The sequence below is a fragment of the Nocardioides flavus (ex Wang et al. 2016) genome (genome assembly GCF_014653115.1).
In the GTDB taxonomy this organism is placed as follows: domain Bacteria; phylum Actinomycetota; class Actinomycetes; order Propionibacteriales; family Nocardioidaceae; genus Nocardioides; species Nocardioides flavus.
Genome location: NZ_BNAD01000005.1, coordinates 145,441 through 169,261, shown reverse-complemented (window position 1 = coordinate 169,261; position 23,821 = coordinate 145,441). Strand labels below are relative to the sequence as shown.

Genomic DNA, 23,821 nt, shown 5'->3' with positions numbered 1-23,821 from the left:
TGCTCAGGCGGTGCGGATGCGGGCGCGGGCGTTGCGGCGCTTGAGCGCGCGGCGCTCGTCCTCGCTGAGGCCACCCCACACTCCGTGGTCCTGACCCGCCTCGAGGGCCCAGGCCAGGCACTGCTCGCGCACCTCGCAGCGACGGCACACCTGCTTGGCCTCCTCGATCTGGAGGATCGCGGGCCCGGTGTTGCCGATCGGGAAGAACAGCTCAGGGTCCTCGTCGAGGCATGCGGAGCGGCTGCGCCAATCCATGAGTGGGGGAATCCCTCTTTCTACGTCACAGGCAGGTGCTGTTGTCGGACATTCAGCGGAGCCCGGGCGCCAGACGGTGTGATCACCGCATGGGCAGCGACCAGACTGGCAAGACTTGAACGTTCACACAACCCCTGACGCTGGTCACGTGGGTCACAACTAGTGTGGTCCGGTGCCCGCAACGCCTCAGGCTGATCCCCCTGCCCCCGACACTACCGCGCCGCCGCCCCTCGTGGTGGCTGCCTCGCTCGTGGCCGTCGAGGCGTTCGTGCTCGTCACACTGGGAGTCCTCGAGCTGGCGAACCTCCGCGCGATCCGGCTCACCATGGGTCTGACGACGTCGGCGTTCTTCCTCGCCGCGGCGGCGGGACTGGCCTGGTGTGCGTGGTCGCTGTGGAAGGTGCACCGCTGGGCGCGGGGGCCGGTCGTGATGGCGCAGCTGATCCAGCTGGGCCTGGCGTGGAACTTCCGCGACGCGCCGACCACCCTGATCGCCGTCGGGCTCGCCGCCGTGGCGCTGGTCGTGCTGGCCGGGCTGCTCCACCCCGCGACCACCGCGGCGCTGGAGGCCGACTCCCGGCTGGGGCCCTGAGGGACCGCGTGCGAGAGGCCCGGGTCAGTCCGCCTCGAGCGAGGTGCGCAGCTGCGCGAGCGTGCGGGTGAGCAGCCGCGACACGTGCATCTGGGAGACCCCGATCTCCTCGGCGATCTGCGACTGCGTCATGTTCTTGAAGAAGCGCAGCAACAAGATCCGCTTCTCACGCTCACCGAGGCCCTCGAGGAGCGGCTTGATCGACTCGCGCACCTCGACGTGCTCGATGTTGGCGTCCTCGATGCCGAGGCCGGCCAGGATCGCCGGGGGGCCGTCGTCGTTGTCGTCGGAGGCGTCGAGGGAGAGCGTGGCGTAGGCGTGGGAGGACTCGATGCCCTCCATGATCTCCTCGACCGTGCACCCGATCACCTCGGCCAGCTCGCGCGGCGTGGGGGAGCGGCCCAGCCTCTGGGTCAGCTCGGCGGTGGCACCGCCGATCTGCATGCGGAGCTCCTGCAGGCGCCGCGGGACGCGGATCGCCCACCCCTTGTCACGGAAGTGGCGCTTGATCTCGCCGATCACGGTCGGGGTCGCGTAGGTGCTGAACTCGACACCGCGATCGGTCTCGAACCGGTCGACGGCCTTGATCAGACCGATGGTGCCGACCTGGACGAGGTCCTCGAAGGGCTCGCCGCGGTTGCGGAAGCGCCGCGCGCAGTGCTCCACCAGCGACAGGTGGAGGTGCACCAGGTCGTCGCGCGCCACCGAGCGCGCGGCCGGGCCCTGGGCCTCGTCGCGCAGCACCGAGAACAGCTCGGCGCTGCGCGCGCGCACGTGGTCGAGTCCGGCCAGCCCGACGTCCTCGTCGATCTCCCGCTCGACCGCAGCGCGCACTGCGGTGTCGTCCCCCGTGTCCCCCGTGTCTGCGCTCATGTCAGAGCCCGGCACCTGTCCTTCCCGCAGCGACCGACGACGTGACCGTGAAGCGGACCCGGAAGCGTCCGCCCTCCGATCCGGCCGTAGCGTCCTGCGCCATCGTGTCGAGCACCTGCCAGGCGAAGCTCTCGGTGTCGAGCGGGGGGTCGTCGGAGGCCTCGGTCTCGAGCTCGACGGTCATCGAGCCCCGGCCGATCCAGAAGCAGGCCACGAGGTCGGTGCCGGGGTCGGCCTCGGGGATGGCGAGCGCGCTCGCCTCGCCGATGGCGATGCGCAGGTCCTCGATGTCGTCGATCGTGAAGTCCAGCCGAGCCGCCAGGCCGGCCGCCGTGGTGCGAACGATCGTCGCGTAGGCGCCCTCCGCGGGCAGCCGCAGCTCGACGTCGGCGCGAGCGCCCCCCGTGTGATCTGCCATCTGCGTCAAGGTCCCGTCGTCGAAGCCGATGCTCCGGCCACCCTAGCCGGGTCCGTCAGGCGAACCACGGACACACCTGGTCGCGGGAGCGCAGCGCGAGCCGGTGACGTGGATCGTGCAGCAGCGGGGCGGACCTCGCGGGCGCGCCGGTCGTCGGCGGGGGAGCGGCGACCCCGGCCGGCTCGGCGAGCTCGACGACCACGCCGTAGACCCCCGAGCCCTGGTCCTCGAGCGTCAGCTCGCCGAGCCGGCGCAGCATGGCGAGCGAGGCGGGGTTCTCCTTCAGCACCTCGGTGACGATACGTCTCACGCCGGCGGGGCGAGCGCGCAGCAACGCCTCGAGCAGGACGGTGGCCACGCCCCGGCCCTGCCAGTCGTCCTTCACCGTCACGGCCAGGTCGGCGGCGTCGGTCACGTCGGCGTAGCGCACGATCCGCGCGAGCGCGACCGGGTCGTAGACGTCGGGTCGCGTCTCCGCGCACAGCACGAGCGCCACGTGGTTGACCCCGTCGACGTCGTCGACGAGGTGGTCCAGCATGGTGTCGCTCAGGTGCCGTACGGGCGCCAGGAAGCGACGCCGCCGCGACTCGGGCGACAGCGTCTCGAACTCGGCCGCGAGCGTCGCCCTGTCGGTGCGCTCCAGGGGCACGACGAAGGCGTCGGTGCCGTCACGCAAGGTGACCTGTTCGATCATTCGGGCTCCTCCTCCGCTCGCGGAGCCTAGCCAGCGCGGGCGCGTCCGGACGTACGAACGCCGCCCCGGTCGGTGGACCGGGGCGGCGTGCGAGGGGAGGGACGAAGCAGCAAGCTGCTCAGAAGAAGGCCTGAGCAGTCGCGACTCCGTCGCCCGAGAGGGACGAAGCAGCAAGCTGCTCAGAAGAAGGCCTGAGCAGTCGCGACTCCGTCGCCCCTGCTCAGGCCTTCTTCGTCTCCCAGAAGATCTCGGCGATCTCGTCGATCTTGGCGAGCAGCTCGTCGGCCTTGCCGGCGTCGAGCTCACCCTTGGTGCCGGCGGCGCCGGCAAGCTTGGTGGCCTCGTTGACGAGGGTGTGCAGCTGCGGGTACTTCTCGAAGTGCGGGGGCTTGAAGTAGTCGGTCCACAGCACCCACAGGTGGTGCTTGACCAGCTCGGAGCGCTGCTCCTTGATGAGGATCGCGCGGGTGCGGAAGTCGGGGTCGTCGTTGTCGGCGACCTTGGCGATGAGCGCCTTGATCGACTCCGCCTCGATGCGGGCCTGGGCGGGGTCGTAGACGCCGCACGGAAGGTCGCAGTGCGCGGAGACCTCGACAGTGGGGGCGAGCAGGTGGCGAAGCATCGGGTTCCTCTCATTCGGGACGATGTGCATCTGCTGCGACACTACTCCGCGTGCAGGGGCGTCAGCAGCGGGGTCTCGCCCGCAGGGGTGCGCCCTTCGGGACCGCCGTCGTACGCGGGCGGTCGATGCTCCCGACGCTGCGCGAGGGGGACGTGCTGCTCGTGCGCTACGGCGCCCCGGTGCGCGCCGGTGACCTGGTGGTGGCGCGGTTCGTCGACGGCACCGTGGCGGTCAAGCGCGCGGTCGAGCCGCGGCGTACGCGCTCCGGCTCGCCGGGCTGGTGGCTGCTCAGCGACAACCCCGGCGAGGGGGTCGACTCCCGCCACCGCGGAGCGGTCGCCGAGGACGACGTCCTGGCGGTCGTGCGGCTGCGGGTGTGGCCGACGCCTCGCGTGGGACGCCGGCTCCGGGACCACTGAGCTGTGCGAGTATCGCCGGCATGGCAACGCATCCGCACGCCGGCGACCCCGTGTTCGACCTGCACGTCGGCGGCAAGATGGAGATCCTCTCGACGGCCGCGCTGAGCGGCCCTGACGAGCTGTCGCTCGCCTACACGCCCGGTGTGGCGCGGGTGTGCGAGGCCATCGCGGCCGACCCGTCGATGACCCAGCACTACACCTGGGTGCCCAACACGGTCGCCGTCGTGACCGACGGCACGGCGGTCCTCGGCCTCGGCGACATCGGGCCCGCCGCGGCGATGCCGGTGATGGAGGGCAAGGCGGTGCTGTTCAAGCAGTTCGGCGGCGTCGACGCGGTGCCGATCTGCCTCGACACCACCGACGTCGACGAGATCATCGAGACGGTCGTCCGGCTGGCGCCCAGCTTCGGTGGCATCAACCTCGAGGACATCTCCGCACCGCGCTGCTTCGAGATCGAGGCGCGGCTCAAGGAGCGGCTCGACATCCCCGTCTTCCACGACGACCAGCACGGCACCGCCGTCGTCGCCCTCGCCGCGCTGACCAACGCGCTGCGGCTGACGGGCCGCGACGCCGCGACCGTACGTGTCGTGGTGCAGGGTGCGGGTGCGGCCGGCGTCGCCGTGGCACGCATCCTCCTCGAGGCGGGCATCAAGGACATCGCGGTCCTCGACCGCCAGGGCGTGCTCAACTCCGAGCGCTCCGACCTCACGGAGGTCAAGGCGGCGCTCGCGCGCGACACCGCCGACCACTTCGGCCGGCGCGGCACGCTCGCCGACGTGATGGCCGGGGCGGACGTCTACATCGGCGTCTCCGGCGGCCAGGTCCCCGAGGAGATCGTCGCCTCGATGGCCGACGACGCGATCATCTTCGGCCTCGCCAACCCCACGCCCGAGGTGCACCCCGACCTCGCCCACAAGTACGCCCGGGTCGTGGCCACCGGCCGCTCGGACTTCCCCAACCAGATCAACAACGTGCTCGCGTTCCCCGGCATCTTCCGCGGCGCCTTCGACGTCCACGCCACGGCCATCACCGAGGGCATGAAGGTCGCCGCCGCGACGGCCCTCGCCGAGCTCGTCGGCGACGACCTGGGCGAGGACCACATCATCCCGTCCCCGTTCGACCCACGGGTCCCCGGAGCCGTGCGCGAGGCGGTCGCCGCCGCGGCCCGCGCCGACGGGGTGGCCCGCCGCTGATGGCCGGCGACTGGTTGCGCGACGCGATCGTCTACGAGATCTACCCCCAGTCCTTCGCCGACTCCGACGGCGACGGGATCGGCGACCTCCGTGGCGTGATCGAGCGCCTGGACCACATCGAGTCGCTCGGCGTCGACACGATCTGGTTCAACCCGTGCTTCGCCTCGCCGTTCGTCGACGCGGGCTACGACGTCTCCGACTACCTGCAGGTCGCGCCGCGCTACGGCACCAACGACGACCTCGTCGAGCTCGTCGACCGGGCGCGCGAGCGGGGGATCCGGGTGCTGCTCGACCTCGTCGCCGGACACACCTCGATCGAGCACCCGTGGTTCCAGGCCGAGCTCCACGCCGACGGCCCGAGCCCCGACGGCGACCGCTACGTGTGGTGCGAGGAGCTACCGGCGTGGGAGTGGGACTCCACGGTCCCCGGCACGCCCGGTTGGGTGCCGTCTCCCGGCCCACGACCCGGCTGGTACCTGAAGAACTTCTACGACGAGCAGCCCGCCCTCAACTTCGGCTGGACCGCCACACCCGAGGGCGAGCCGTGGCGCGACGGGGTCGACGACCCGGGCCCCACGCGCAACAAGGAGATGCTGCGAGAGGTGCTCGACTTCTGGTTGAGCAAGGGCGTCGCCGGGTTCCGCGTCGACATGGCGTTCTCGCTGGTGAAGGACGACCGCGGCAAGAACGCCGGGACGGTGGCGACCACGCAGATCTGGCGCGACCTCCGGGCGTGGCTGGCCTCGGCCCATCCCGACGCCGTGCTGATCCCCGAGGGCAAGGAGCCCCGCACGGGGCTGGGCGCGGGCTTCGACGCCGACTTCTTCCTCGTCATCCACGCCGAGCACGCGAGCCTGTTCGACAACAAGGGGGCGGGCGTCCTGCCGTTCCAGCGCACGGGCGAGGCGTTCTTCCACGCCGACGGCCGGGGCACGACCCGCACCTTCCTCGACGGGTGGGCGGCCGCGAAGGCGGACGACCCGGCCCGGCCGGTGCTGCTGGGGAGCGCCGACCACGACTTCAGCCGGCTGCGCACCGACCCCCGTGCGCCCGAGGAGCTGGGCGCCGCGCTGACGTTCCTGTTCACCTGGGGCACGGTGCCGTCGCTCTACTACGGCGACGAGATCGGCATGCGCTACCTGCCCGGGCTCCCCGACGTCGAGGGCTCGATCTGCAACCCGGGCTACAACCGCTCCGGCTGCCGCACGCCGATGCAGTGGGACGACTCGCCGAACGCCGGTTTCTCCACGGCCGCGCCCGAGGACCTCTACCTGCCCATCGACCCCGTCCCCGACCGCCCGACCGTCAGCGCGCAGGAGCAGGACCCCGGCTCGACGCTGCACCTCGTACGCCGGCTCGCCGCGCTGCGCCGCTCGACCCCGGCCCTCGGCGGCCGCGCACCGACGACCGTCCTGCACGAGGGCTACCCGTTCACCTGGCGCCGCGGCGACTCCCACGTCGTCGTGGTCAACCCGCGCCGAGAGCCCGCCGAGGTGGACGTCGACGGACTGGCGGGGGCGAGGCTGCTCCTCGGGCAGGGCGTCGACGTGGCGGCGGGGAGCCTGCGCGTGGACGGCTTCGGGTACGGCGTCCTCGAGCTCGCCTGAGCCGGAGGGCGTCCGCGGGCAGGACCTGCCAGCGGACCGGTGGGTCCACTCGCTAGGGTCGGGACATGTTCGCCGTCTATGCCGAGTCCTTCAACTTCGACGACCCGCTGAGCGGCCTGGTGGTGGGGGAGCGCCCCGCCCCGGAGGCGCCGGACGGGTGGGCCACGGTCACGGTCAAGGCCGCCAGCCTCAACCACCACGACCTGTGGTCCTTGCGCGGCGTCGGCCTGCGCCAGGAGGCGCTGCCGATGATCCTCGGTTGCGACGCCGCCGGTGTCGACGAGGACGGCAACGAGGTCGTCGTGCACGGAGTCGTCGGCGACCCCGCCTGGACCGGTGACGAGGCGGACGACCCCGGGCGCTCGCTGCTCTCCGAGCGTCACCAGGGGACCTTCGCCGACCAGGTCGTCGTCCCGCGCCGCAACCTCGTGCCCAAGCCCGCCTCGCTCTCGTTCGAGGAGGCCGCGTGCCTGCCGACGGCGTGGCTCACCGCCTACCGGATGCTCTTCGTGCAGGGCGCCTGCCAGCCGGGCGAGACCGTCCTGGTGCAGGGCGCCGGCGGCGGTGTCGCCACCGCGCTCATCACGCTCGGGCGCGCGGCGGGCCTGACCGTCCTGGCCACCAGCCGTGACGAGTCCAAGCGGCAGCGGGCCCTCGAGCTCGGTGCCCACGAGGTCTTCGAGTCCGGCGCTCGCCTGCCGGTCAAGGTCGACGCCGTCATGGAGACCGTCGGCAAGGCGACCTGGGCCCACTCGGTCCGCTCGCTGCGCCCCGGTGGCCGCATCGTCATCAGCGGCACCACCTCCGGTCCCGACGTCGACGACGCGCAGCTGACCCGGATCTTCTTCCTCCAGCTCTCCGTCATCGGCTCGACCATGGGCACGCGTGCCGAGCTCGACCGGCTCGTGCGGTTCCTCGACGCCACCGGCGCCCGCCCGCTCGTGGACCGCACGCTCCCCATGGACCAGGCGCGCGAGGGCTTCGCCGCGATGGCGGAGGGCGACGTCTTCGGCAAGATCGTCTTCACCCGATGACCGGCCGGCGCCACGTCCTCACCGGCGCCGGGTCAGGCATCGGCGCGGCGCTGGCGCGCCGGCTCGCCGAGCGCGGCGACGACCTCGTCCTCCTCGCCCGCAGCGAGGCGCGCGCCGCCGAGCTGGCCGGCAGCTTCCCGGCGGCCCAGCTGCTCGTCGCCGACCTCGCCGACCCGGGGACGCTCAACGGCCTCGGCCGTCAGGTCGACGGCCCGGTCGACTCCCTCGTGCACGTGGCCGGCGTGGTCGACCTCGCGCCGGTCGAGCGCTTGCGGCTGGCCGCGTGGGAGGAGCAGGTCGTCGTCAACCTCACGGCCCCGGCCGTGCTCACCCGCGAGCTGCTGCCGCACGTGCGGGCGAGCCGCGGCACGATCGTGTTCGTGAACTCCTCGGCCGGCCTGAGCGCCAGCGCCGAGTGGTCGGCCTACGCCGCGTCGAAGTTCGGCCTGCGCGCTCTCGCCGACGCGCTGCGGGCCGAGGAGCTCGAGCACGGCGTACGGGTCAGCACGGTCTATCCCAGCCGCACCGCCACGCCGATGCAGGAGAAGGTGCACGAGCAGGAGGGCCGGACGTACGACGCCTCCCGCTGGATCAGCGCCGACACGGTCGTCGACACGCTGCTGCACGTGATCGACCTGCCGGCCGACGCCACCATCCCCGACGTGACCGTGCGCCCGGTGGTGCCCCGCCCGGGCACCTGAGCCGCTCGCACGGGCTCAGGCAGGCTCCAGCACGAACACCCGGATCCTCCGGGTGTCTCCGACGCGCCGACGGTAGTGGGCGTAGCCGGGGTAGAACCGGCCGGCCAGCGCGAAGACCTCCGCGACCTCTGCCTGCGTGGCCGCACGCGCGAGCACCTCGCGCGACCTGCCGCGATAGGTCACGGTGGCCCGCGGGTCGGCCTCGAGGTTGAGCGCCCAGGCCGGGGTCGCGGCCTGCCCGAAGTTCGTGCCGAGCAGCGCCAGCCCGCCGGCGTACGGGGTCGCGATGAGGTGGCTCGTCCGCCGCCGGCCGGACCGGCGGCCCGTGGTCGTCACGTCGAGGACGGCGAGGCCGGCGAGCAGGCCGGGCGCGCTCCGGCGGCCTCCGGACAGCCGCCCGACGGCGTCGTCGAGGTGGCGCAGCGTGCGGGAGAACACCCACCCCCCGGCCCGGGTGCCGGCAGCCCACCGCACCGAACGGTGCAGCGGGTTGCCGGGGGAGTGGGCATAGCCCAGCTCGTCGGCGAGGCCGGTCGGCACTCAGTCCTCCGGGTCGTCGAGACGGGCCAGCCAGGTGGCCAGCCGCTCGATCGGCACCTCGAAGTCGGGGTGGGCGTCGACGAAGGCCTGCAGCTGCTCGGCGAGCCAGGCCAGGGTGACCTCCTCGTCACCCCGGCGCCTCTCCAGCTCCTCGATCCCGCGGTCGGTGAAGTACACCCCGGTCCTGCCTCAGTAGTCGGTGCCGCGGGCGTGGGGCGACTCGAAGGCCGCGTCCAGCAGGGCCTTCTGCTCCTCGACGTGGCGCTTGATCGTGCCGACCGACGGCGAGGCGGAGGCCGTACGGGTGACGGGCTCGACGACCAGGTCGAGCTGCGGCCACACGTTGAGCTGGTAGTGCGGCCACGGGCCCATGTTGCGCGGCTCGTCCTGCACCCACCGGATCGCCTTGAGGTTGGGGTACTTGGCGACCTCGGCGCGGATCTCCTCGACGGGGTTGGGGTAGAGGCGCTCCACGCGACCGATGGCGAAGGTGTCGCCGTTGTCGCGCTTGCCCCGCTCGACCATGAGGTCCCAGGTGACGCGGCCCGAGCACATCAGCAGCGTCTCGACCTTGTCGCGGTCCGCGGCGTCGTCGCCGATGAACGCGCGGAAGGTCGTGTCGCCCACGAAGTCGGCCGGCTGCGAGGCGGCCTCCTTGCGCTTGAGCATCGACTTCGGGGTGAAGACGATCAGCGGACGGTGCTCCTCGCCGAGCGAGTGGCGGCGCAGCAGGTGGAAGTACGACGCGGGGGTCGACGGCTGCGCGACGACCATCGCGTCCTCGGCGCACATCGTCAGGAAGCGCTCGATGCGCGCCGACGAGTGGTCGGGACCCTGGCCCTCGTAGCCGTGGGGGAGCAGCAGCACGACGCCGGACTGCTGGCGCCACTTGGTCTCGCCGGCGGAGATGAACTCGTCGATGACGGTCTGTGCGCCGTTGACGAAGTCACCGAACTGCGCCTCCCACAGCACCAGCGCCTCCGGCCGTGCGACGGAGTAGCCGTACTCGAAGCCGAGAGCGGCGTACTCGGAGAGCAGCGAGTCGTAGACGTGGAACTTCGCCTGGTCCTCGGTGAGGTTGGTCAGCGGGGTCCACTCGTCGGCGTTGGTGCGGTCGATGATCGTGGCGAACCGCTGGACGAACGTGCCGCGCCGCGAGTCCTGGCCGGCCAGGCGCACGGGACGCCCGTCCATCAGCAGCGAGCCGAAGGCGAGGATCTCGCCGGTGCCCCAGTCGATGGGACCGTCGGTGATCGCGGCGGAGCGGCGCTGGAGCTGCGGCATCACCTTGGGGTGGACGGTGAAGTCCTCCGGCGGGGTGACGTAGCTGTCGGCGATGCGCTTGAGCACCTCGAGGCTGACGGCGGTGGAGAAGTCGCCGGCGGGCTTGTCGGGGTAGTCGGGGACGGTCGTCCACTCGGTGGGCGCCTCCGAGCTGGCCTCGCGCACCTCGGTGAAGACCCGCTCGAGCTGCTGCTGGTAGTCCTTGAGGACCTGCTCGGCCTCCTCGACCGTGATGTCGCCACGGCCGATGAGGGACTCGGTGTAGAGCTTGCGCACCGAGCGCTTCTGCTCGATCAGGTCGTACATGAGCGGCTGGGTGTAGGACGGGTCGTCGCCCTCGTTGTGGCCGCGGCGGCGATAGCACACGAGGTCGATGACGACGTCCTTGTTGAACGCCTGGCGGTAGTCGAACGCCAGCCGCGCCACGCGGATGCAGGCCTCCGGGTCGTCGCCGTTGACGTGGAAGATCGGCGCCTGGACCATCCGCGCCACGTCGGTGGCGTAGAGCGAGGAGCGCGACGACCCGGGCGCGGTGGTGAAGCCGACCTGGTTGTTGATCACCACGTGCACGGTGCCGCCGGTGCGGTAGCCGCGCAGCTGGGAGAGGTTGAGCGTCTCGGCGACCACGCCCTGGCCGGCGAACGCGGCGTCGCCGTGCACCAGCAGCGGCAGCACCGGGAACTTCTCGCCCTGGTCGAGGATGTCCTGCTTGGCGCGGGCGATGCCCTCGAGGACCGGGTTGACCGCCTCGAGGTGCGAGGGGTTCGCCGCGACGGACACCTTGATCCGGTCACCGGAGCCGGCGATGAACTCGCCCTCCGCGCCGAGGTGGTACTTCACGTCGCCCGAGCCCTGCACGGTGCGCGGGTCGATGTTGCCCTCGAACTCGCGGAAGATCTGGCTGTACTTCTTGCCGACGATGTTGGCGAGCACGTTGAGGCGACCGCGGTGGGCCATGCCGATGGTGACCTCGTCGAGGCCGGTCTCGGCGGCGGCCTCGCAGATCTCGTCGATCAGCGGGATCGTCGTCTCGCCACCCTCGAGGCTGAACCGCTTCTGCCCGACGAACTTCGTCTGCAGGAAGGTCTCGAACGCCTCGGCCTGGTTGAGCTTGAGCAGGATCCGCAGCTGCTCCTCGCGGGGCGGCTTCACGTGCGGCTGCTCGACGCGCTCCTGGATCCACTTGCGCTGCTCGGGATCCATGATGTGCATGTACTCGATGCCGGTGGTGCGGCAGTAGGAGTCGCGCAGGATGCCGAGGATGTTGCGCAGCTTCATGAAGCGGCGCCCCTCGCCCCCGAACGACCCGGTCGCGAACTCGCGGTCGAGGTCCCACAGGGTGAGGCCGTGCGACTCCACCTCGAGGTCGGGGTGGCTGCGCTGGCGGTACTCCAGCGGGTCGGTGTCGGCCATCAGGTGGCCGCGGACCCGGTAGGCGTGGATCAGCTCGAGGATCCGGGCCTGCTTGACGATGTCGTCGTCGTGGCTGGCCACCACGTCGCGCGCCCAGCGGATCGGCTCGTACGGGATGCGCAGCGAGCGGAAGATCTCGTCGTAGAAGTCGTTCTCGCCGAGCAGCAGGCTGTGCACGCGCTTGAGGAACTCACCCGACTGCGCACCCTGGATGACGCGGTGGTCGTAGGTCGAGGTGAGCGTCATCGACTTGCTGATCGCGTTGCGGTTGATGGCCTCCTCGGAGGCGCCCTGCCACTCCGGGGGGTACTCCATCGCGCCGACGCCGATGATGGCTCCCTGCCCGGACATCAGGCGCGGCACCGAGTGCACGGTGCCGATGCCGCCGGGGTTGGTCAGCGAGATCGTGGTGCCCTGGAAGTCGGCGACGGTGAGCTTGCCGTCGCGCGCCTTGCGGACCATGTCCTCGTAGGCGGTCCAGAAGGCGGCGAAGTCCATCGCCTCGGCGCCCTTGATGCTCGGGACGAGCAGCTGGCGGGTGCCGTCGGGCTTCTGCATGTCGATCGCGAGGCCGAGGTTGATGTGGGCCGGCGTGATCAGGTTGGGCTTGCCGTCGACGACCTCGTAGCCGACGTTCATCTCCGGCATCGAGCGCAGCGCCTTGACCAGCGCGTAGCCGATCAGGTGGGTGAAGGAGACCTTGCCGCCGCGGGCGCGGGCGAGGTGGTTGTTGATGACGGTGCGGTTGTCCCACAGCAGCTTGACCGGCACCGAGCGGACCGAGGTCGCGGTGGGCACCGACAGCGAGGCGTCCATGTTGGCGGCCGTACGGGCGGGTGCGCCGCGCAGCACGGTGTAGGTCGGCTCGTCGCTCGCAGGGCTCGGCGCGGCGGGCTTGGGGTCCTTGGCGACCGGTTTGCTGGTGCCCTTGGCGGGCTCGTCCGCAGCGGCGGCGGGGCGCGGCTTCGAGGTGGCGCCCGACGATCCGGCCGGCTTCGCGGCGGGCTTCGTGGCGGGCTTCGCGGCGGGGGTGTCAGCCGGCTTCTCGGCAGTCTTCTGGGCGGTGGGCGCGGCCGCGGCCTTCACCGGCTCCGGCGCCCGCTCCTCGGCCGGGGCGCTCCCGTTGCCGAAGTACTTCGCCCACTCCGGCCCCACGCTCGCAGGATCCTTGTCGTACTGCTCCTTCATCTCCTCCACGAGCCACTCGTTGGCTCCCAGATCAGATGACGGTGCAACCGAGGACTGGTTGCCGGACTGCCCGTTCGGGGACTGCGCCACGCTTGTTTCGCCTCTTCCAGATCTCATCGCGCGAGGTATTCACCAAGTCGCCGACAAGGCTAGTCGCACACGCGTGCAAATGCAGGGGCGGGCTCGTCCTTTGGGGCATGGTGTGCCCCACACGGGCACGCCCGTGCCCCCCGCGTCACCCCCCGCACCGCCCTCGCACCGCCTGGAGTCGTCATGCCTTGCCCCTCACCGGGCCGCACCACGTGGGCCCGCCGGCTCGCCGCACCCCTGCTCGTCCTGCTCGTGGCGGTCTCGACCGGGTGCCAGTCCACCGCCCAACCCTCCGCCGCCCCGGAGCGGCTCAGCCGCGGCGACGCGCAGGTGAGGCTGGCCTCGCAGCCGGTGCCGACGAGGACGACGATCCACCGGGTGTTCGGCCGCCTCCCCGACGCCCGCCGCAAGGCCGTGCGCAGGCAGGTCGGCGCGGTCGTCGACCGCTGGTGGGAGGCGGCGTACCTCGGCGGCACCTACCCGCGCCGGAGCTTCCCGTCCGCCTTCCCGGGCTTCACCGACGCGGCGGAGCGGAGGGCACGTGCCGACAAGGCGCTGCTCACCAACCAGACCGGCGGCTCCCGCATCGACGCCGTCGCGGCTCGCAAGCGCTCGGTGATGGTCGACATCCTCGCCACGCGCGGCCGGGCGCGCACCGTGACGGCCCACGTCCTGCTGAGGTTCGACACCACGGGGTCGAAGACCGGCACCACGACGGTCCGCGGGCGCCTGTTCCTCACCCGCAAGCGCGGGGCCTGGCGCATCTTCGGCTACGACCTCGCGAAGGGATCGCGGTGATGGACACCCTCGCCCGCCACGTACGCCACGTACGCCACGTACGCCACGTACGCCGCGCGCGCCGCTGGAGCCGGAGCGTCGTGCTCGCCACGGTGCTCGGCCTGACGGCCCTCGTCGTGCCGCAGTCCGCGGTGCAGCCCACCGACGTCGCGCTGATGAAGATCCGGCACGCGCAGGGCGTGGCCACCGGTGGCGACGACGTCGTGTGGATCCTGGCTGTCGGCTCGGACGCCCGGCCGGGCCAGGCCATGACCCGGGCGCGCGGTGACGCGCTCCAGATGGTCGGGATCAACACCCGCACGGGGGCCGCCACGGCCATCGGCGTGCCACGCGACTCGTGGGTCGCCATCCCCGGTCACGGCCGGGAGAAGATCAACTCCGCCCTCTACTTCGCGGGACCGCGCGGCATGGCCGGCGCGATGCGCAACCTGGTCGGCATCGAGCCCGACTACGTGATGGTGACCCGATTTCCGTTCTTCGAGGACATGATCGACGACATCGGCGGCATCACCGTCACCAACCCGCGCCGCTTCTGGGACCCCAACCTCAAGAAGGAGGGCTTCCGCAAGGGACGCATCCGTCTCGGCGGCTACGACGCCATGGCGTTCTCGCGGATCCGCTACAACCTCGCCGGTGGTGACTTCGACCGCTCGGCCAACCAGCAGCGCACCCTGCGCGGCATCCACGCCCGCATCCGGTCGCAGGCCGACGTGCCCGGCTTCATCGAGCGGGGCGTGATGACCGTGATGGCGCACACCGACACCAACGCCTCGCCCGTCGAGCTCTTCGAGATCGCCCAGGCCGTCGCGCAGGTCGACCCGCGTCGCATCACCACGTGCGTGGTGCGCGGCCGGATCGGCTCCGTGGGCGCGGCCAGCGTGGTGTTCCCCGACGTCGCCCAGGCGCGCAGGCTGGGGCGCGAGGCCCGGCGGGACGCCACCCTCCGCGGCTGCTGAGGCAGCGGAGGGCTGGCGCCGCAGGCCTCAGCGGGGGTAGATGCGCCCGGCCGTCCGGGCCAGGTCGATCACGACCGCCTCGGAGTAGAGCTTGATCCGCAGCCCGATCACCTGCGACCCGCGGAAGCCCGTGTCGACGAGCTGGCGCTGGATCTCGCCGGCCCCGTTGGGCAGCTCCACCACCCCACCGGGCGCGGGGACCTCCACCGGCTGGCCGCCGACGGTGATCGACCCGACCGCGGTCGAGACCTTCGAGCCGACCCGCTTGCCCGCCTTCTGCCGCATCGCCACGCGCGAGCTGACGTCGGTGATCACGAGCTGCGCCGTCGGGATCGAGACCGACCTGATCGCGGAGCGGGACCAGCCCTTGGCGACCTTCTTGCGGCGGAGCTGGTCGCCGTTGACCTGGTAGGTCACGCCGTCGAGGACCACCGGCACCGGGAGCAGCTGGCTGGCGTGCGGGACCTGGTAGGTCTGGGTGCGCCCGCGCGTGCCCTGGCACGGGAGGGCCTTGTGCTGGACGTTGCCGAACCTCAGCGCACCGTCGAGCACCTGGTAGTCCATCGCGGTGCCGCCGGAGCGGAACACGCCGACCGGGGCGGGCCCGCCCATCCGGACCCGGGCCGTGCCGAGCTCGACGAGCTGGCGCCGCTCACCCGCGGTGACCTCGATCCGCAGGGCCGAGGCCTGCGACTGGGCGTTGTGGCTGTTGGCGCGTCCGTTCTCGTAGCCCAGCGCGATGGAACCCAGGCCCGGGATCACGATCGGCTTCGTCACGTCGCTCAGCACCTGGAACACCTCCTGTGCTGTCTGCTGGGTGCCGGTGAAGACGGTGTCGGTGACCTGGTCGAGGGGGGCGAGGAGCTGCTGCAGCTCCGGCGGCAGCTGCTGCACGACCGTGTCGTCGAGCAGCTCGAGGGAGATGCTCGCGAAGGTGAAGCCCTCGTCGTGGCCGAAGCCCTGCGGGGTGTGGAAGGCGTGCGCCGTCGTCTCCAGGCCCTTGATCACCAACCGGGGCGTGGTGAGGGGCCCCACGGTGCCGCCGATGCTGATGTCGCCGATGGTGCTCGTGCCGCGTACGCCGTGGGTGGCGCCGTCGACGTACGTCCGGGTGCGGCTGGTGCTGGCCGACACGCGGATGAGGGGGTTGTCCGGGACCGACACCGCGCTCTGCTGCTCCACGACCCGGTCCGCGGCGCGGGTGCAGAGCTGCTGGGCGTGCGCGTCCTTCACGTTGAGGGCCTCGACGCTGTCGGTCACCAGCTTCACGCCGTAGACGTCGCCGCGGTAGCCGAACTTCGTGAGCTGGTCCGCCGCCGCGCGGGCGTCGTCGCCGCCGCTCGCCCCTGCGGGTGCCATCCCGGCGGCCAGAGTGAGCGAGGCGGCGAGGCCGATGCCGACCGCGCCGGCGAACCCCCGCCGCAGCCCCGTACGCACCTGCTCGTCCATGTGTCCCATGTCCCCTCCCAGGGTTCCCGGGGAGCCGACGCGCGACCCGCCAGGTGACCGGCCGGTAGCTCCCTCGCCCCCACAACGACGGGCGACCCGATTGGTGACGGACGACGGGATCGTGGAGGCGGCACCCCGTACGACGACACCAGGCCCGGACCTCTGGGGGTCCGGGCCTGGTGTCGAGCCGTGCGAGAGGGCGCCTCCGGCAGGATTCGAACCTGCGGCACCTGGTACCGGAAACCAGTGCTCTATCCCCTGAGCTACGGAGGCCCGCACCGGCCGTCGGCCGGTGCGCGGTGAACACTACCGGTCGTGCGGCGCGGTGGTGAAACCGCCTAGCGGAGCGCGAGGGAACCCGACGTCGCGGCAGGGAAGGGCAGCGCGGCGTGCTCGGCGATCCGCGCGTCGAGCGCGCTCGCGACCTCCTCGGGCCACGGCGCCGTACGCCGGGTCTCGAGGTCGATGTGGAGGAAGATCTCCTCGACCACGCACGCCACCCGCTCGTGGGTCTCGTCGAGCAGGTAGACGAGGCCGTGCCCGGCGCGCTCGGAGCGGCCGAGCAGGCGCACGCGGGCCGACATCGTGTCGCCGGTGCGCAGCTCGTGGAGGTAGGTGACGTGGTGCTCGGCGGTGAAGCAGGCGTGGCCGTGGGTCAGCGGCCACATCTGCGGGATGCCCACCTCGACCAGCGACTCGTCGAGGCCCTCGCTGGCGATGCCGATGTAGTGGCGGACGTTGAGGTGGCCGTTGATGTCCTCGAACGGCATCGGCACGGGCTGCTCGACGTAGGCCGGGAGGTCGATCAGCTGGTCGTAGGTCGGGTGTGTCGTCACAGGCAGGACCCTAGGGCAGGACGTACGCGGCGCGACCGTGGCCACGGCGTGAAACCGGTTCGGCCCGTGCGGCGGCCCGCCGATAGGCTTGCCCGGTGAATCCCGAGCAGCTCTCCCAGACCATCGTCGACGTGCTGGCCTCCCTCGTGGCCGACGGCACGATCACGCTGCCCGACGGCGTGCCGACCCAGGTCACGGTGGAGCGACCCCGGCAGAAGGGGCACGGCGACTACGCCACCAACGTGGCCCTCCAGCTGGCCAAGAAGGCCGGGACCAACCCGCGCGCCTTCGCCGACCTCGTCGCCGAGCGCCTGCGGGCCGCCGACGGCATCGCCGAGGTCGAGGTCGCCGGTCCGGGCTTCCTCAACGTCACCGTCGAGGCCGGGGCCCAGGGCCAGGTCGCGGCCGACGTGGTCACGGCAGGGGCGGCGTACGGCTCCTCGGACGCCTTCGCGGGGGAGAAGATCAACCTCGAGTTCGTCTCGGCCAACCCGACCGGCCCGCTCCACCTCGGCGGCGTGCGCTGGGCCGCGGTCGGGGACGCGCTGGGCCGGATCTTCGAGAAGACCGGCGCCGACGTCACCCGCGAGTACTACTTCAACGACCACGGCGCGCAGATCGACCGGTTCAGCTCCTCGCTGCTCGCCAGCGCCAAGGGCGAGCCGGCCCCCGAGGACGGCTACGGCGGGCAGTACATCCACGACATCGCCGCGGCCGTCGTGCAGCAGCGCCCGGACGTCAAGGACCTCGACGACGCGCAGGCCCAGGAGGTCTTCCGCGAGGTCGGCGTCGAGATGATGTTCACCGAGATCAAGAAGTCGCTGCACGACTTCCGCGTCGACTTCGACGTCTACTTCCACGAGGACGACCTGCACCGCAGCGGTGCCGTGGCGCACGCCGTCGAACGCCTGACCGAGCTCGGCAACACCTATGTGCAGGACGGCGCGACCTGGCTCGCGACCGAGAAGTTCGGCGACGACAAGGACCGGGTGATCATCAAGTCCGACGGCAGGGGTGCGTACCTCTCGGGGGACCTGGCCTACTACCTCGACAAGCGCGAGCGCGGCTTCGACCGCTGCTTCATCATGCTCGGCGCCGACCACCACGGCTACGTCGGCCGGATGAACGCCATGTGCAGCGCCTTCGGCGACGAGCCGGGCAAGAACCTCGAGATCCTCATCGGCCAGATGGTCAACCTGCTCAAGGACGGCCAGCCGATGCGGATGTCCAAGCGCGCCGGCACGGTCGTCACCATCGACGACCTCGTGGACGCCATCGGCGTCGACGCCAGCCGCTACGCGCTGGCCCGCTACCACAGCGACAGCCCCATCGACATCGACCTCGACCTGTGGTCGCGCGCCACCAACGACAACCCGGTCTTCACCGTCCAGTACGCCCACGCCCGCGTGTCCAGCCTGATGCGCAACGCCGCCGACCTCGGCGTCACCGCCGAGTCGCACCCCGAGCTGCTCAGCCACGAGAAGGAGGGCGAGCTGCTGCGCGCCCTCGCGGAGTTCCCGCGCGTGGTCAAGGCGGCCGCGGAGCTGCGTGAGCCGCACCGCGTCGCGCGCTACCTCGAGGAGCTCGCCGGCACCTACCACCGCTTCTACGACAGCTGCCGCGTGCTGCCCCGCGGCGACGAGGAGACCTCCGACCTCCACCGGGCACGGCTGATGCTGGTCGACGCCACGCGAGTGGTCCTCGCCAACGGTCTCGAGCTGCTCGGCGTCTCGGCCCCCGAGAGGATGTGAGGCGGTCGTGCCGACTGCACACCCCTCCGGCTGGGCGCACGCGGACGGCGCGCTGCGGGCCAACCGCCCCGGCGGCCCGCACTGGCTGCGCGAGCCCCGCGACCCCGACGCGCTGGTGCCCTCGCTCTGGCCTCGGACGGCCACCAAGGACGACGGCGTCCTGAGCGTCGGGGGAGTCCCGCTGCCCGAGCTGGTGCGCGAGCACGGCTCCCCGGCGTACGTCCTGGACGAGGCCGACTTCCGCGCCCGGGCGAGCGCGTTCCGCGACGCGTTCGCCTCCTACGACGTCTACTACGCCGGCAAGGCCTTCCTCTGCACCACGGTCGTGCGCTGGCTGGCCGAGGAGGGGCTGTCGCTCGACGTCTGCTCCGGCGGCGAGCTCGCGGTCGCCGAGCGGGCCGGCTTCCCGATGGAGCGCGTGGGCTTCCACGGCAACAACAAGACGGTCGCCGAGCTCGAGCGCGCGGTCGGGCTGGGCGTGGGCCGGGTCATCGTCGACTCGTTCCACGAGATCGAGCGGCTCGCCGAGCTCACGCGGCCGCTGGTCGAGGAGGGCTCCCGGGGCCCGGCACGAGGCCCGGTCGGCGTCATGGTCCGCGTGACCGCAGGCGTCGAGGCCCACACCCACGAGTACATCGCGACCGCCCACGAGGACCAGAAGTTCGGCTTCTCGATCGCCAGCGGCGACGCCCTCGAGGCCGTGCGCCGCGTGCACGCCGCGCCCGGGCTGGAGCTGCTCGGCCTGCACTCGCACATCGGCAGCCAGATCTTCGACACCTCCGGCTTCGAGGTCGCGGCCCGTCGGGTGCTGGCGCTCCACGCGACGGTGCGCGAAGCGATCGGGGTGGAGATGCCGGAGATTGACCTCGGCGGCGGCTTCGGCATCGCCTACACCACCCAGGACGACCCCTCGGAGCCCGCACAGCTCGCGAGCGAGGTGACGAGCATCGTGGAGCACGAGTGCCGTGCGCTCGGCATCACCGTGCCCCGGCTCTCGATCGAGCCCGGCCGGGCGATCGTGGGACCCGCCATGTGCACGGTCTACGAGGTCGGCACGGTGAAGGAGGTCGCCCTCGACGGCGGGGTCGTGCGGACGTACGTCTCGGTCGACGGCGGCATGAGCGACAACATCCGCACCGCCCTCTACGACGCCGACTACTCCGCCACCATCGCCTCGCGCCCCTCCGGCGCCGAGCCCGCGTTGTCGCGGGTGGTCGGCAAGCACTGCGAGGCCGGCGACATCGTCGTCAAGGACGAGTTCCTGCCCGGCGACGTACGCCCCGGCGACCTCGTCGCGGTGCCCGGCACCGGCGCCTACTGCAGATCCATGGCGTCCAACTACAACCACGCGCTGCGTCCTCCGGTGATCGGAGTTCGGGACGGGAAGACTTACACCGTCCTGCGACGAGAGACTGAGGCCGACCTGTTCGCGACCGATGTGGGTGTTTCATGACTGAGCATGACAAGCAGCGACCGCTGGGCGTGGCCGTGCTCGGCTGCGGAGCGGTCGGCTCGCAGGTGGTGCGGCTGCTCGGCGAGCAGCGCGACGACCTCGCCGCCCGGGTCGGGGCGCCCGTCGAGCTCGTGGGGGTCGCCGTACGCCGGCTCGACGCGCCGCGCGACGTCGAGGTCCCCGAGGGCCTGCTGACCACCGACGCCCAGGGCCTCGTCGCCCGCGACGACGTCGACCTCGTCGTCGAGGTGATCGGCGGCATCGAGCCGGCCCGGTCGCTGATCCTCTCCGCGCTGGAGCACGGGGCCAGCGTCGTGACGGCCAACAAGGCCCTGCTCGCGGAGGACGGACCGACCCTCTTCGAGGCGGCCGCCAAGGCCGAGCGCGACCTCTACTACGAGGCCGCCGTCGCCGGCGCCATCCCGATCCTGCGGCCGCTGCGCGAGTCGCTGGCCGGCGACAAGGTGACCCGGGTGCTCGGCATCGTCAACGGCACCACCAACTTCATCCTCGACAAGATGGACACCTCGGGGGCCGGGTTCTCCGAAGCCCTCGAGGAGGCCCAGGAGCTCGGCTACGCCGAGGCCGACCCGACCGCCGACGTCGAGGGCTTCGACGCCGCGGCCAAGGCGGCGATCCTGGCGAGCCTGGCCTTCCACTCGCGCGTCACCGCCTCCGACGTCTATCGCGAGGGCATCTCCGAGGTCACCGCCGCCGACGTGGCCAGCGCCCGCGACATGGACGCGGTCGTCAAGCTCCTCGCGATCTGCGAGCTGCGGCCCGGCCCCGACGGCCAGGACCAGGTGGCCGCGCGCGTGCACCCCGCGATGATCCCGCGCTCGCACCCGCTCGCCAGTGTCCGCGAGGCCTACAACGCCGTCTTCGTCGAGTCCGAGGCCGCCGGCCAGCTGATGTTCTACGGCCCCGGTGCGGGCGGCTCCCCGACCGCGAGTGCGGTGCTCGGCGACCTCGTGACGGTCGCGCGCAACCGGCTCGCGGAGACCCGCGGGGCGGGGGAGTCCGCGTACGCCGACCGCGCCGTGCTGCCGATGGGGGAGACCCGCACCCGCTACCACGTCGCCATCGACGTCGACGACCGCGCTGGCGTGCTCGCTGCGGTCGCCAACGCGTTCGCCGACCACGACGTGTCGATCCAGACGGTGCGGCAGGAGGGCCGCGGGGCCGACGCCCAGCTCGTCGTCGTCTCGCACGCCGCGCCCGACGCCGCGCTCAGCGCCACCGTGGAGCAGCTGCGGAGCATGGACATCGTGCGTGAGGTCACCTCCGTGATGCGCGTGGAGGGCGGGGACGAATGAACACCCCAGCCGAATGCCCGCTGCGCTCCGCTTCGAACGGGGACCCCGCATGAGCCACCAGTGGCGCGGACTCATCGAGGAGTACCGCGACCTCCTCGACCTGCTGCCCGACGACCTCGAGGCGGTCACGCTCCGCGAGGGCGGCACGCCGCTCGTGCACTCGGAGTGGCTCTCCTCCCTCACCGGTGCGCAGGTGTGGCTCAAGGTCGAGGGCGACAACCCCACCGGCTCCTTCAAGGACCGCGGCATGACCACGGCCATCTCGGTCGCCAAGCACGAGGGCGCGCAGGCCGTGGTCTGCGCCTCGACCGGCAACACGTCGGCGTCGATGGCGGCCTACGCCGCGAAGGCGGGGCTCAAGCCGCTGGTGCTGGTCCCCGAGGGCAAGATCGCCGCCGGCAAGATGGCGCAGGCCGTGGTGCACGGCGCCCAGATCATCATGGTCCGCGGCAACTTCGACCACTGCCTGCAGATGGCCAAGGGCCTGGCCTGGGACTACCCCGTGGCGCTGGTCAACTCCGTCAACCCGGTCCGCCTGCAGGGCCAGAAGACCGCGGCCTTCGAGATCTGCGACTTCCTCGGCGACGCCCCCGACTACCACCTGCTCCCGGTGGGCAACGCCGGCAACATCTCCGCCTACTGGATGGGCTACGAGCAGTACGCCGACCTCGGCCGGGCGAGCAGGCGCCCGGTGATGCGGGGGTTCCAGGCCGAGGGCGCCTCGCCCCTCGTCACCGGCGAGCCCTTCCCGGACCCCGAGACCAAGGCGACCGCGATCCGGATCGGCAACCCCGCCTCGTGGAAGCTCGCCGAGGCGGCCGCCCACGAGTCCGGCGGCCGGTTCGCCGCGGTCAGCGACGCGCAGATCCTCGCCGCGCAGGCCGAGCTGGCCCGGCGTGACGGCGTCTTCGTGGAGCCCGCCTCCGCCGCCGGCGTCGCCGGCCTGCTGGCCGAGCTCGCGGCGGGCGAGAGCTACGCCGGTGCGACGGTCGCGATCACGGTCACCGGCCACGGCCTCAAGGACACCGCCACCGCGCTGGAGTCGTACGGCGACGTCGTCGACACGGTCGTGGACGCCGACGTGGCAGCCGCGGCAGCGGCCGCCGGTCTCGCCTGAGCATGGCGACCTTCGTCGACGGACCCGTGCGGGTCAGCGTCCCCGCCACGTCCGCCAACCTCGGCCCCGGCTTCGACTCGCTCGGCCTCGCGCTCTCCCTGCGCGACGAGCTCGAGGCGGAGGTCCTGCCCGACGGCCTGGTGGTCGAGGTGGAGGGCGCGGGGGCCGAGGGCGTGCCGCGCGACGAGCGACACCTCGTCGTACGGGCGATGCGCGCGGCTTTCGAGCTGATGGGCGAGCAGCCGCCCGGCCTGCGGCTGTCGTGCCGCAACGTCATCCCGCACGCCCGCGGCCTGGGGTCGTCCTCGGCCGCCATCGTCGCCGGTGTGGTGCTCGCGCGCGGACTCGTGGCGGGCGGTCAGCTGCTGGCCTCCGACGACGCGCTCTTCGACCTCGCCGCCGACCTCGAGGGCCATCCCGACAACGTGGCCCCGGCGTTCTACGGCGGGTTCGTGATCTCCGGGCGCGAGGCCGACCGGTGGTACGCCGTGCGCGCCGGGGTCGACCCGAGGATCACCGCCGTCGTGTTCGTCCCGCCGGACGGCGTCGAGACCGCGGTCGCTCGCGGCCTGCTGCCCGACGTCGTCCCGCACGCGGACGCCGCCGCCAACGCCGGGCGCGCCGCGCTGCTGGTCGCGGCGCTCAGTGGGCAGCCCGAGCACCTGCTCGCCGCCACCCGCGACTGGCTCCACCAGGACCAGCGCGAGCCCGCGATGCCCCGTACGCTCGAGCTCGTCCGCGCGCTGCGCGCCGACGGGGTGCCCGCCGTGGTGTCCGGCGCAGGGCCCACCGTGCTGGCGTTCGGGTCTTCCGACACCTCCGCCCTGCTCGCCCGCTGCCCGCAGGGATGGACCCCGCACGTGCTGTCGGTGGACGTCGACGGCGCCCGCCTCACCTGATCCCGTACGCCCGGCCGCCGTGGTGGCGGCAGATTGCGTACGGCGGCGGTCGGGAGCTGCGATGTGCCGCCACCGTCGGTCGGCGGTGTTGCGTGGTGGCGGCAGATTGCGTACGGGGGCGGTCGGGAGCTGCGATGTGCCGCCACCGTCGGTCGGCGGGTTGTCCGCGTCCGGCCGGCAGTCGTCGCGGCGTGGCGCCTGCTAACCTGACGCCGCGCCGTTCGGCGCACCTGCCCGTCCCGGTCCTCCGGCATCCTCGAGGACTGCGTGCCCGGGCGACCACCATCCGCCTCGCAGGCCGGGTCTCCCGCCTCGCAGGCGAC

The 23,821-nt window shown here is 72.1% G+C and carries 23 protein-coding genes and 1 tRNA gene; 13 read left to right on the top strand and 11 right to left on the bottom strand.

The genetic code is table 11. The features are described from left to right. Positions 1–3 precede the first annotated feature (3 nt). Positions 4–255, bottom strand: a complete 252-nt coding sequence (locus tag IE200_RS11270) for a WhiB family transcriptional regulator (protein WP_056601527.1) — start codon at positions 253–255, stop codon at positions 4–6. 172 nt (positions 256–427) lie between these two features. Here IE200_RS11270 and IE200_RS11265 point away from each other — a divergent pair, with 172 nt between their 5' ends. After that, the gene (locus tag IE200_RS11265; RefSeq protein ID WP_191279569.1) at positions 428–847 is read left to right on the top strand and encodes a hypothetical protein; all 420 of its coding nucleotides are present in this window, start codon (positions 428–430) and stop codon (positions 845–847) included. 24 nt (positions 848–871) lie between these two features. Here the strand turns inward: IE200_RS11265 and IE200_RS11260 are convergent, their stop codons facing one another. From IE200_RS11260 to sodN, 4 genes are all read right to left on the bottom strand, one after another. Next, on the bottom strand, positions 872–1,720 hold the full coding sequence (locus tag IE200_RS11260) for an RNA polymerase sigma factor SigF (RefSeq protein ID WP_191279568.1): 849 nt from the start codon (positions 1,718–1,720) through the stop codon (positions 872–874). Position 1,721: 1 nt separating this feature from the next. Beyond that, the gene (locus IE200_RS11255; protein WP_191279567.1) at positions 1,722–2,138 is read right to left on the bottom strand and encodes an ATP-binding protein; all 417 of its coding nucleotides are present in this window, start codon (positions 2,136–2,138) and stop codon (positions 1,722–1,724) included. A 55-nt stretch (positions 2,139–2,193) separates the two neighbouring features. After that, positions 2,194–2,832 (bottom strand): GNAT family N-acetyltransferase, encoded by a 639-nt coding sequence (locus IE200_RS11250; RefSeq protein ID WP_191279566.1) that lies wholly within the window; start codon positions 2,830–2,832, stop codon positions 2,194–2,196. Between the two features lie 220 nt (positions 2,833–3,052). Beyond that, on the bottom strand, positions 3,053–3,454 hold the full coding sequence (gene sodN, locus IE200_RS11245) for a superoxide dismutase, Ni (RefSeq protein ID WP_191279565.1): 402 nt from the start codon (positions 3,452–3,454) through the stop codon (positions 3,053–3,055). A gap of 50 nt (positions 3,455–3,504) precedes the next feature. On the opposite strand from sodN, the gene IE200_RS11240 reads away from it, so the two are divergent. The 5 genes from IE200_RS11240 to IE200_RS11220 all read left to right on the top strand — a co-directional run bounded on the left by IE200_RS11240 (position 3,505) and on the right by IE200_RS11220 (position 8,408). Beyond that, positions 3,505–3,873: a S24/S26 family peptidase gene (locus IE200_RS11240; RefSeq protein WP_229856412.1), complete on the top strand. Its 369-nt coding sequence runs from the start codon at positions 3,505–3,507 to the stop codon at positions 3,871–3,873. Positions 3,874–3,893: 20 nt separating this feature from the next. Then, on the top strand, positions 3,894–5,066 hold the full coding sequence (locus IE200_RS11235; protein WP_191279564.1) for an NAD(P)-dependent malic enzyme: 1,173 nt from the start codon (positions 3,894–3,896) through the stop codon (positions 5,064–5,066). Continuing rightward, positions 5,066–6,673 (top strand): alpha-amylase family glycosyl hydrolase, encoded by a 1,608-nt coding sequence (locus IE200_RS11230; RefSeq protein ID WP_191279563.1) that lies wholly within the window; start codon positions 5,066–5,068, stop codon positions 6,671–6,673. The genes IE200_RS11235 and IE200_RS11230 overlap by 1 nt, the downstream gene beginning before the upstream one ends. A gap of 65 nt (positions 6,674–6,738) precedes the next feature. Beyond that, positions 6,739–7,707 (top strand): zinc-binding dehydrogenase, encoded by a 969-nt coding sequence (locus IE200_RS11225; protein ID WP_191279562.1) that lies wholly within the window; start codon positions 6,739–6,741, stop codon positions 7,705–7,707. Then, positions 7,704–8,408 carry an SDR family oxidoreductase gene (locus tag IE200_RS11220; protein WP_191279561.1) on the top strand — a complete coding sequence of 235 codons (705 nt, stop codon included), beginning with the start codon at positions 7,704–7,706 and terminating at the stop codon, positions 8,406–8,408. The genes IE200_RS11225 and IE200_RS11220 overlap by 4 nt, the downstream gene beginning before the upstream one ends. A gap of 15 nt (positions 8,409–8,423) precedes the next feature. On the opposite strand, the gene IE200_RS11215 is transcribed toward IE200_RS11220, so the two are convergent. The 3 genes from IE200_RS11215 to IE200_RS11205 are packed head-to-tail and all read right to left on the bottom strand — an operon-like array spanning position 8,424 to position 12,923. Next, positions 8,424–8,948: a nitroreductase family deazaflavin-dependent oxidoreductase gene (locus IE200_RS11215; RefSeq protein WP_191279560.1), complete on the bottom strand. Its 525-nt coding sequence runs from the start codon at positions 8,946–8,948 to the stop codon at positions 8,424–8,426. Further along, entirely contained in the window at positions 8,949–9,125 is a 177-nt protein-coding gene (locus IE200_RS11210) for a DUF6104 family protein (protein WP_168218509.1), read from the bottom strand. It lies immediately after the preceding gene. Positions 9,126–9,137: 12 nt separating this feature from the next. Next, positions 9,138–12,923 carry a multifunctional oxoglutarate decarboxylase/oxoglutarate dehydrogenase thiamine pyrophosphate-binding subunit/dihydrolipoyllysine-residue succinyltransferase subunit gene (locus tag IE200_RS11205; RefSeq protein WP_229856411.1) on the bottom strand — a complete coding sequence of 1,262 codons (3,786 nt, stop codon included), beginning with the start codon at positions 12,921–12,923 and terminating at the stop codon, positions 9,138–9,140. A 183-nt stretch (positions 12,924–13,106) separates the two neighbouring features. Here IE200_RS11205 and IE200_RS11200 point away from each other — a divergent pair, with 183 nt between their 5' ends. Then, a complete protein-coding gene (locus IE200_RS11200) occupies positions 13,107–13,721 on the top strand; it encodes a hypothetical protein (RefSeq protein WP_191279558.1) in 615 nt (204 codons plus the stop codon). After that, entirely contained in the window at positions 13,721–14,677 is a 957-nt protein-coding gene (locus IE200_RS11195; RefSeq protein WP_191279557.1) for an LCP family protein, read from the top strand. Before IE200_RS11200 ends, IE200_RS11195 begins: the two co-directional genes overlap by 1 nt. 27 nt (positions 14,678–14,704) lie before the next feature. Here the strand turns inward: IE200_RS11195 and IE200_RS11190 are convergent, their stop codons facing one another. The 3 genes from IE200_RS11190 to IE200_RS11180 form a co-directional block, all read right to left on the bottom strand. Further along, positions 14,705–16,135 (bottom strand): choice-of-anchor P family protein, encoded by a 1,431-nt coding sequence (locus tag IE200_RS11190; protein WP_191279556.1) that lies wholly within the window; start codon positions 16,133–16,135, stop codon positions 14,705–14,707. Positions 16,136–16,326: 191 nt separating this feature from the next. Continuing rightward, positions 16,327–16,399 (bottom strand) — tRNA-Arg (locus tag IE200_RS11185). Between the two features lie 65 nt (positions 16,400–16,464). After that, positions 16,465–16,962 carry a thioesterase family protein gene (locus tag IE200_RS11180; protein WP_191279555.1) on the bottom strand — a complete coding sequence of 166 codons (498 nt, stop codon included), beginning with the start codon at positions 16,960–16,962 and terminating at the stop codon, positions 16,465–16,467. Positions 16,963–17,057: 95 nt separating this feature from the next. Between IE200_RS11180 and argS the strand changes: the two genes are divergently transcribed. From argS to thrB, 5 genes are read left to right on the top strand one after another with little or no spacing between them, the layout of a single operon-like run. Then, entirely contained in the window at positions 17,058–18,713 is a 1,656-nt protein-coding gene (argS, locus tag IE200_RS11175) for an arginine--tRNA ligase (RefSeq protein WP_191279554.1), read from the top strand. Positions 18,714–18,720: 7 nt separating this feature from the next. Further along, positions 18,721–20,166 (top strand): diaminopimelate decarboxylase, encoded by a 1,446-nt coding sequence (gene lysA / locus IE200_RS11170; protein ID WP_407940986.1) that lies wholly within the window; start codon positions 18,721–18,723, stop codon positions 20,164–20,166. Continuing rightward, the gene (locus IE200_RS11165; RefSeq protein ID WP_191279553.1) at positions 20,163–21,482 is read left to right on the top strand and encodes a homoserine dehydrogenase; all 1,320 of its coding nucleotides are present in this window, start codon (positions 20,163–20,165) and stop codon (positions 21,480–21,482) included. Before lysA ends, IE200_RS11165 begins: the two co-directional genes overlap by 4 nt. A gap of 49 nt (positions 21,483–21,531) precedes the next feature. Then, a complete protein-coding gene (gene thrC / locus IE200_RS11160) occupies positions 21,532–22,599 on the top strand; it encodes a threonine synthase (protein WP_191279552.1) in 1,068 nt (355 codons plus the stop codon). 2 nt (positions 22,600–22,601) lie between these two features. Then, positions 22,602–23,498 carry a homoserine kinase gene (thrB, locus tag IE200_RS11155; protein ID WP_191279551.1) on the top strand — a complete coding sequence of 299 codons (897 nt, stop codon included), beginning with the start codon at positions 22,602–22,604 and terminating at the stop codon, positions 23,496–23,498. Positions 23,499–23,821 lie beyond the last annotated feature (323 nt).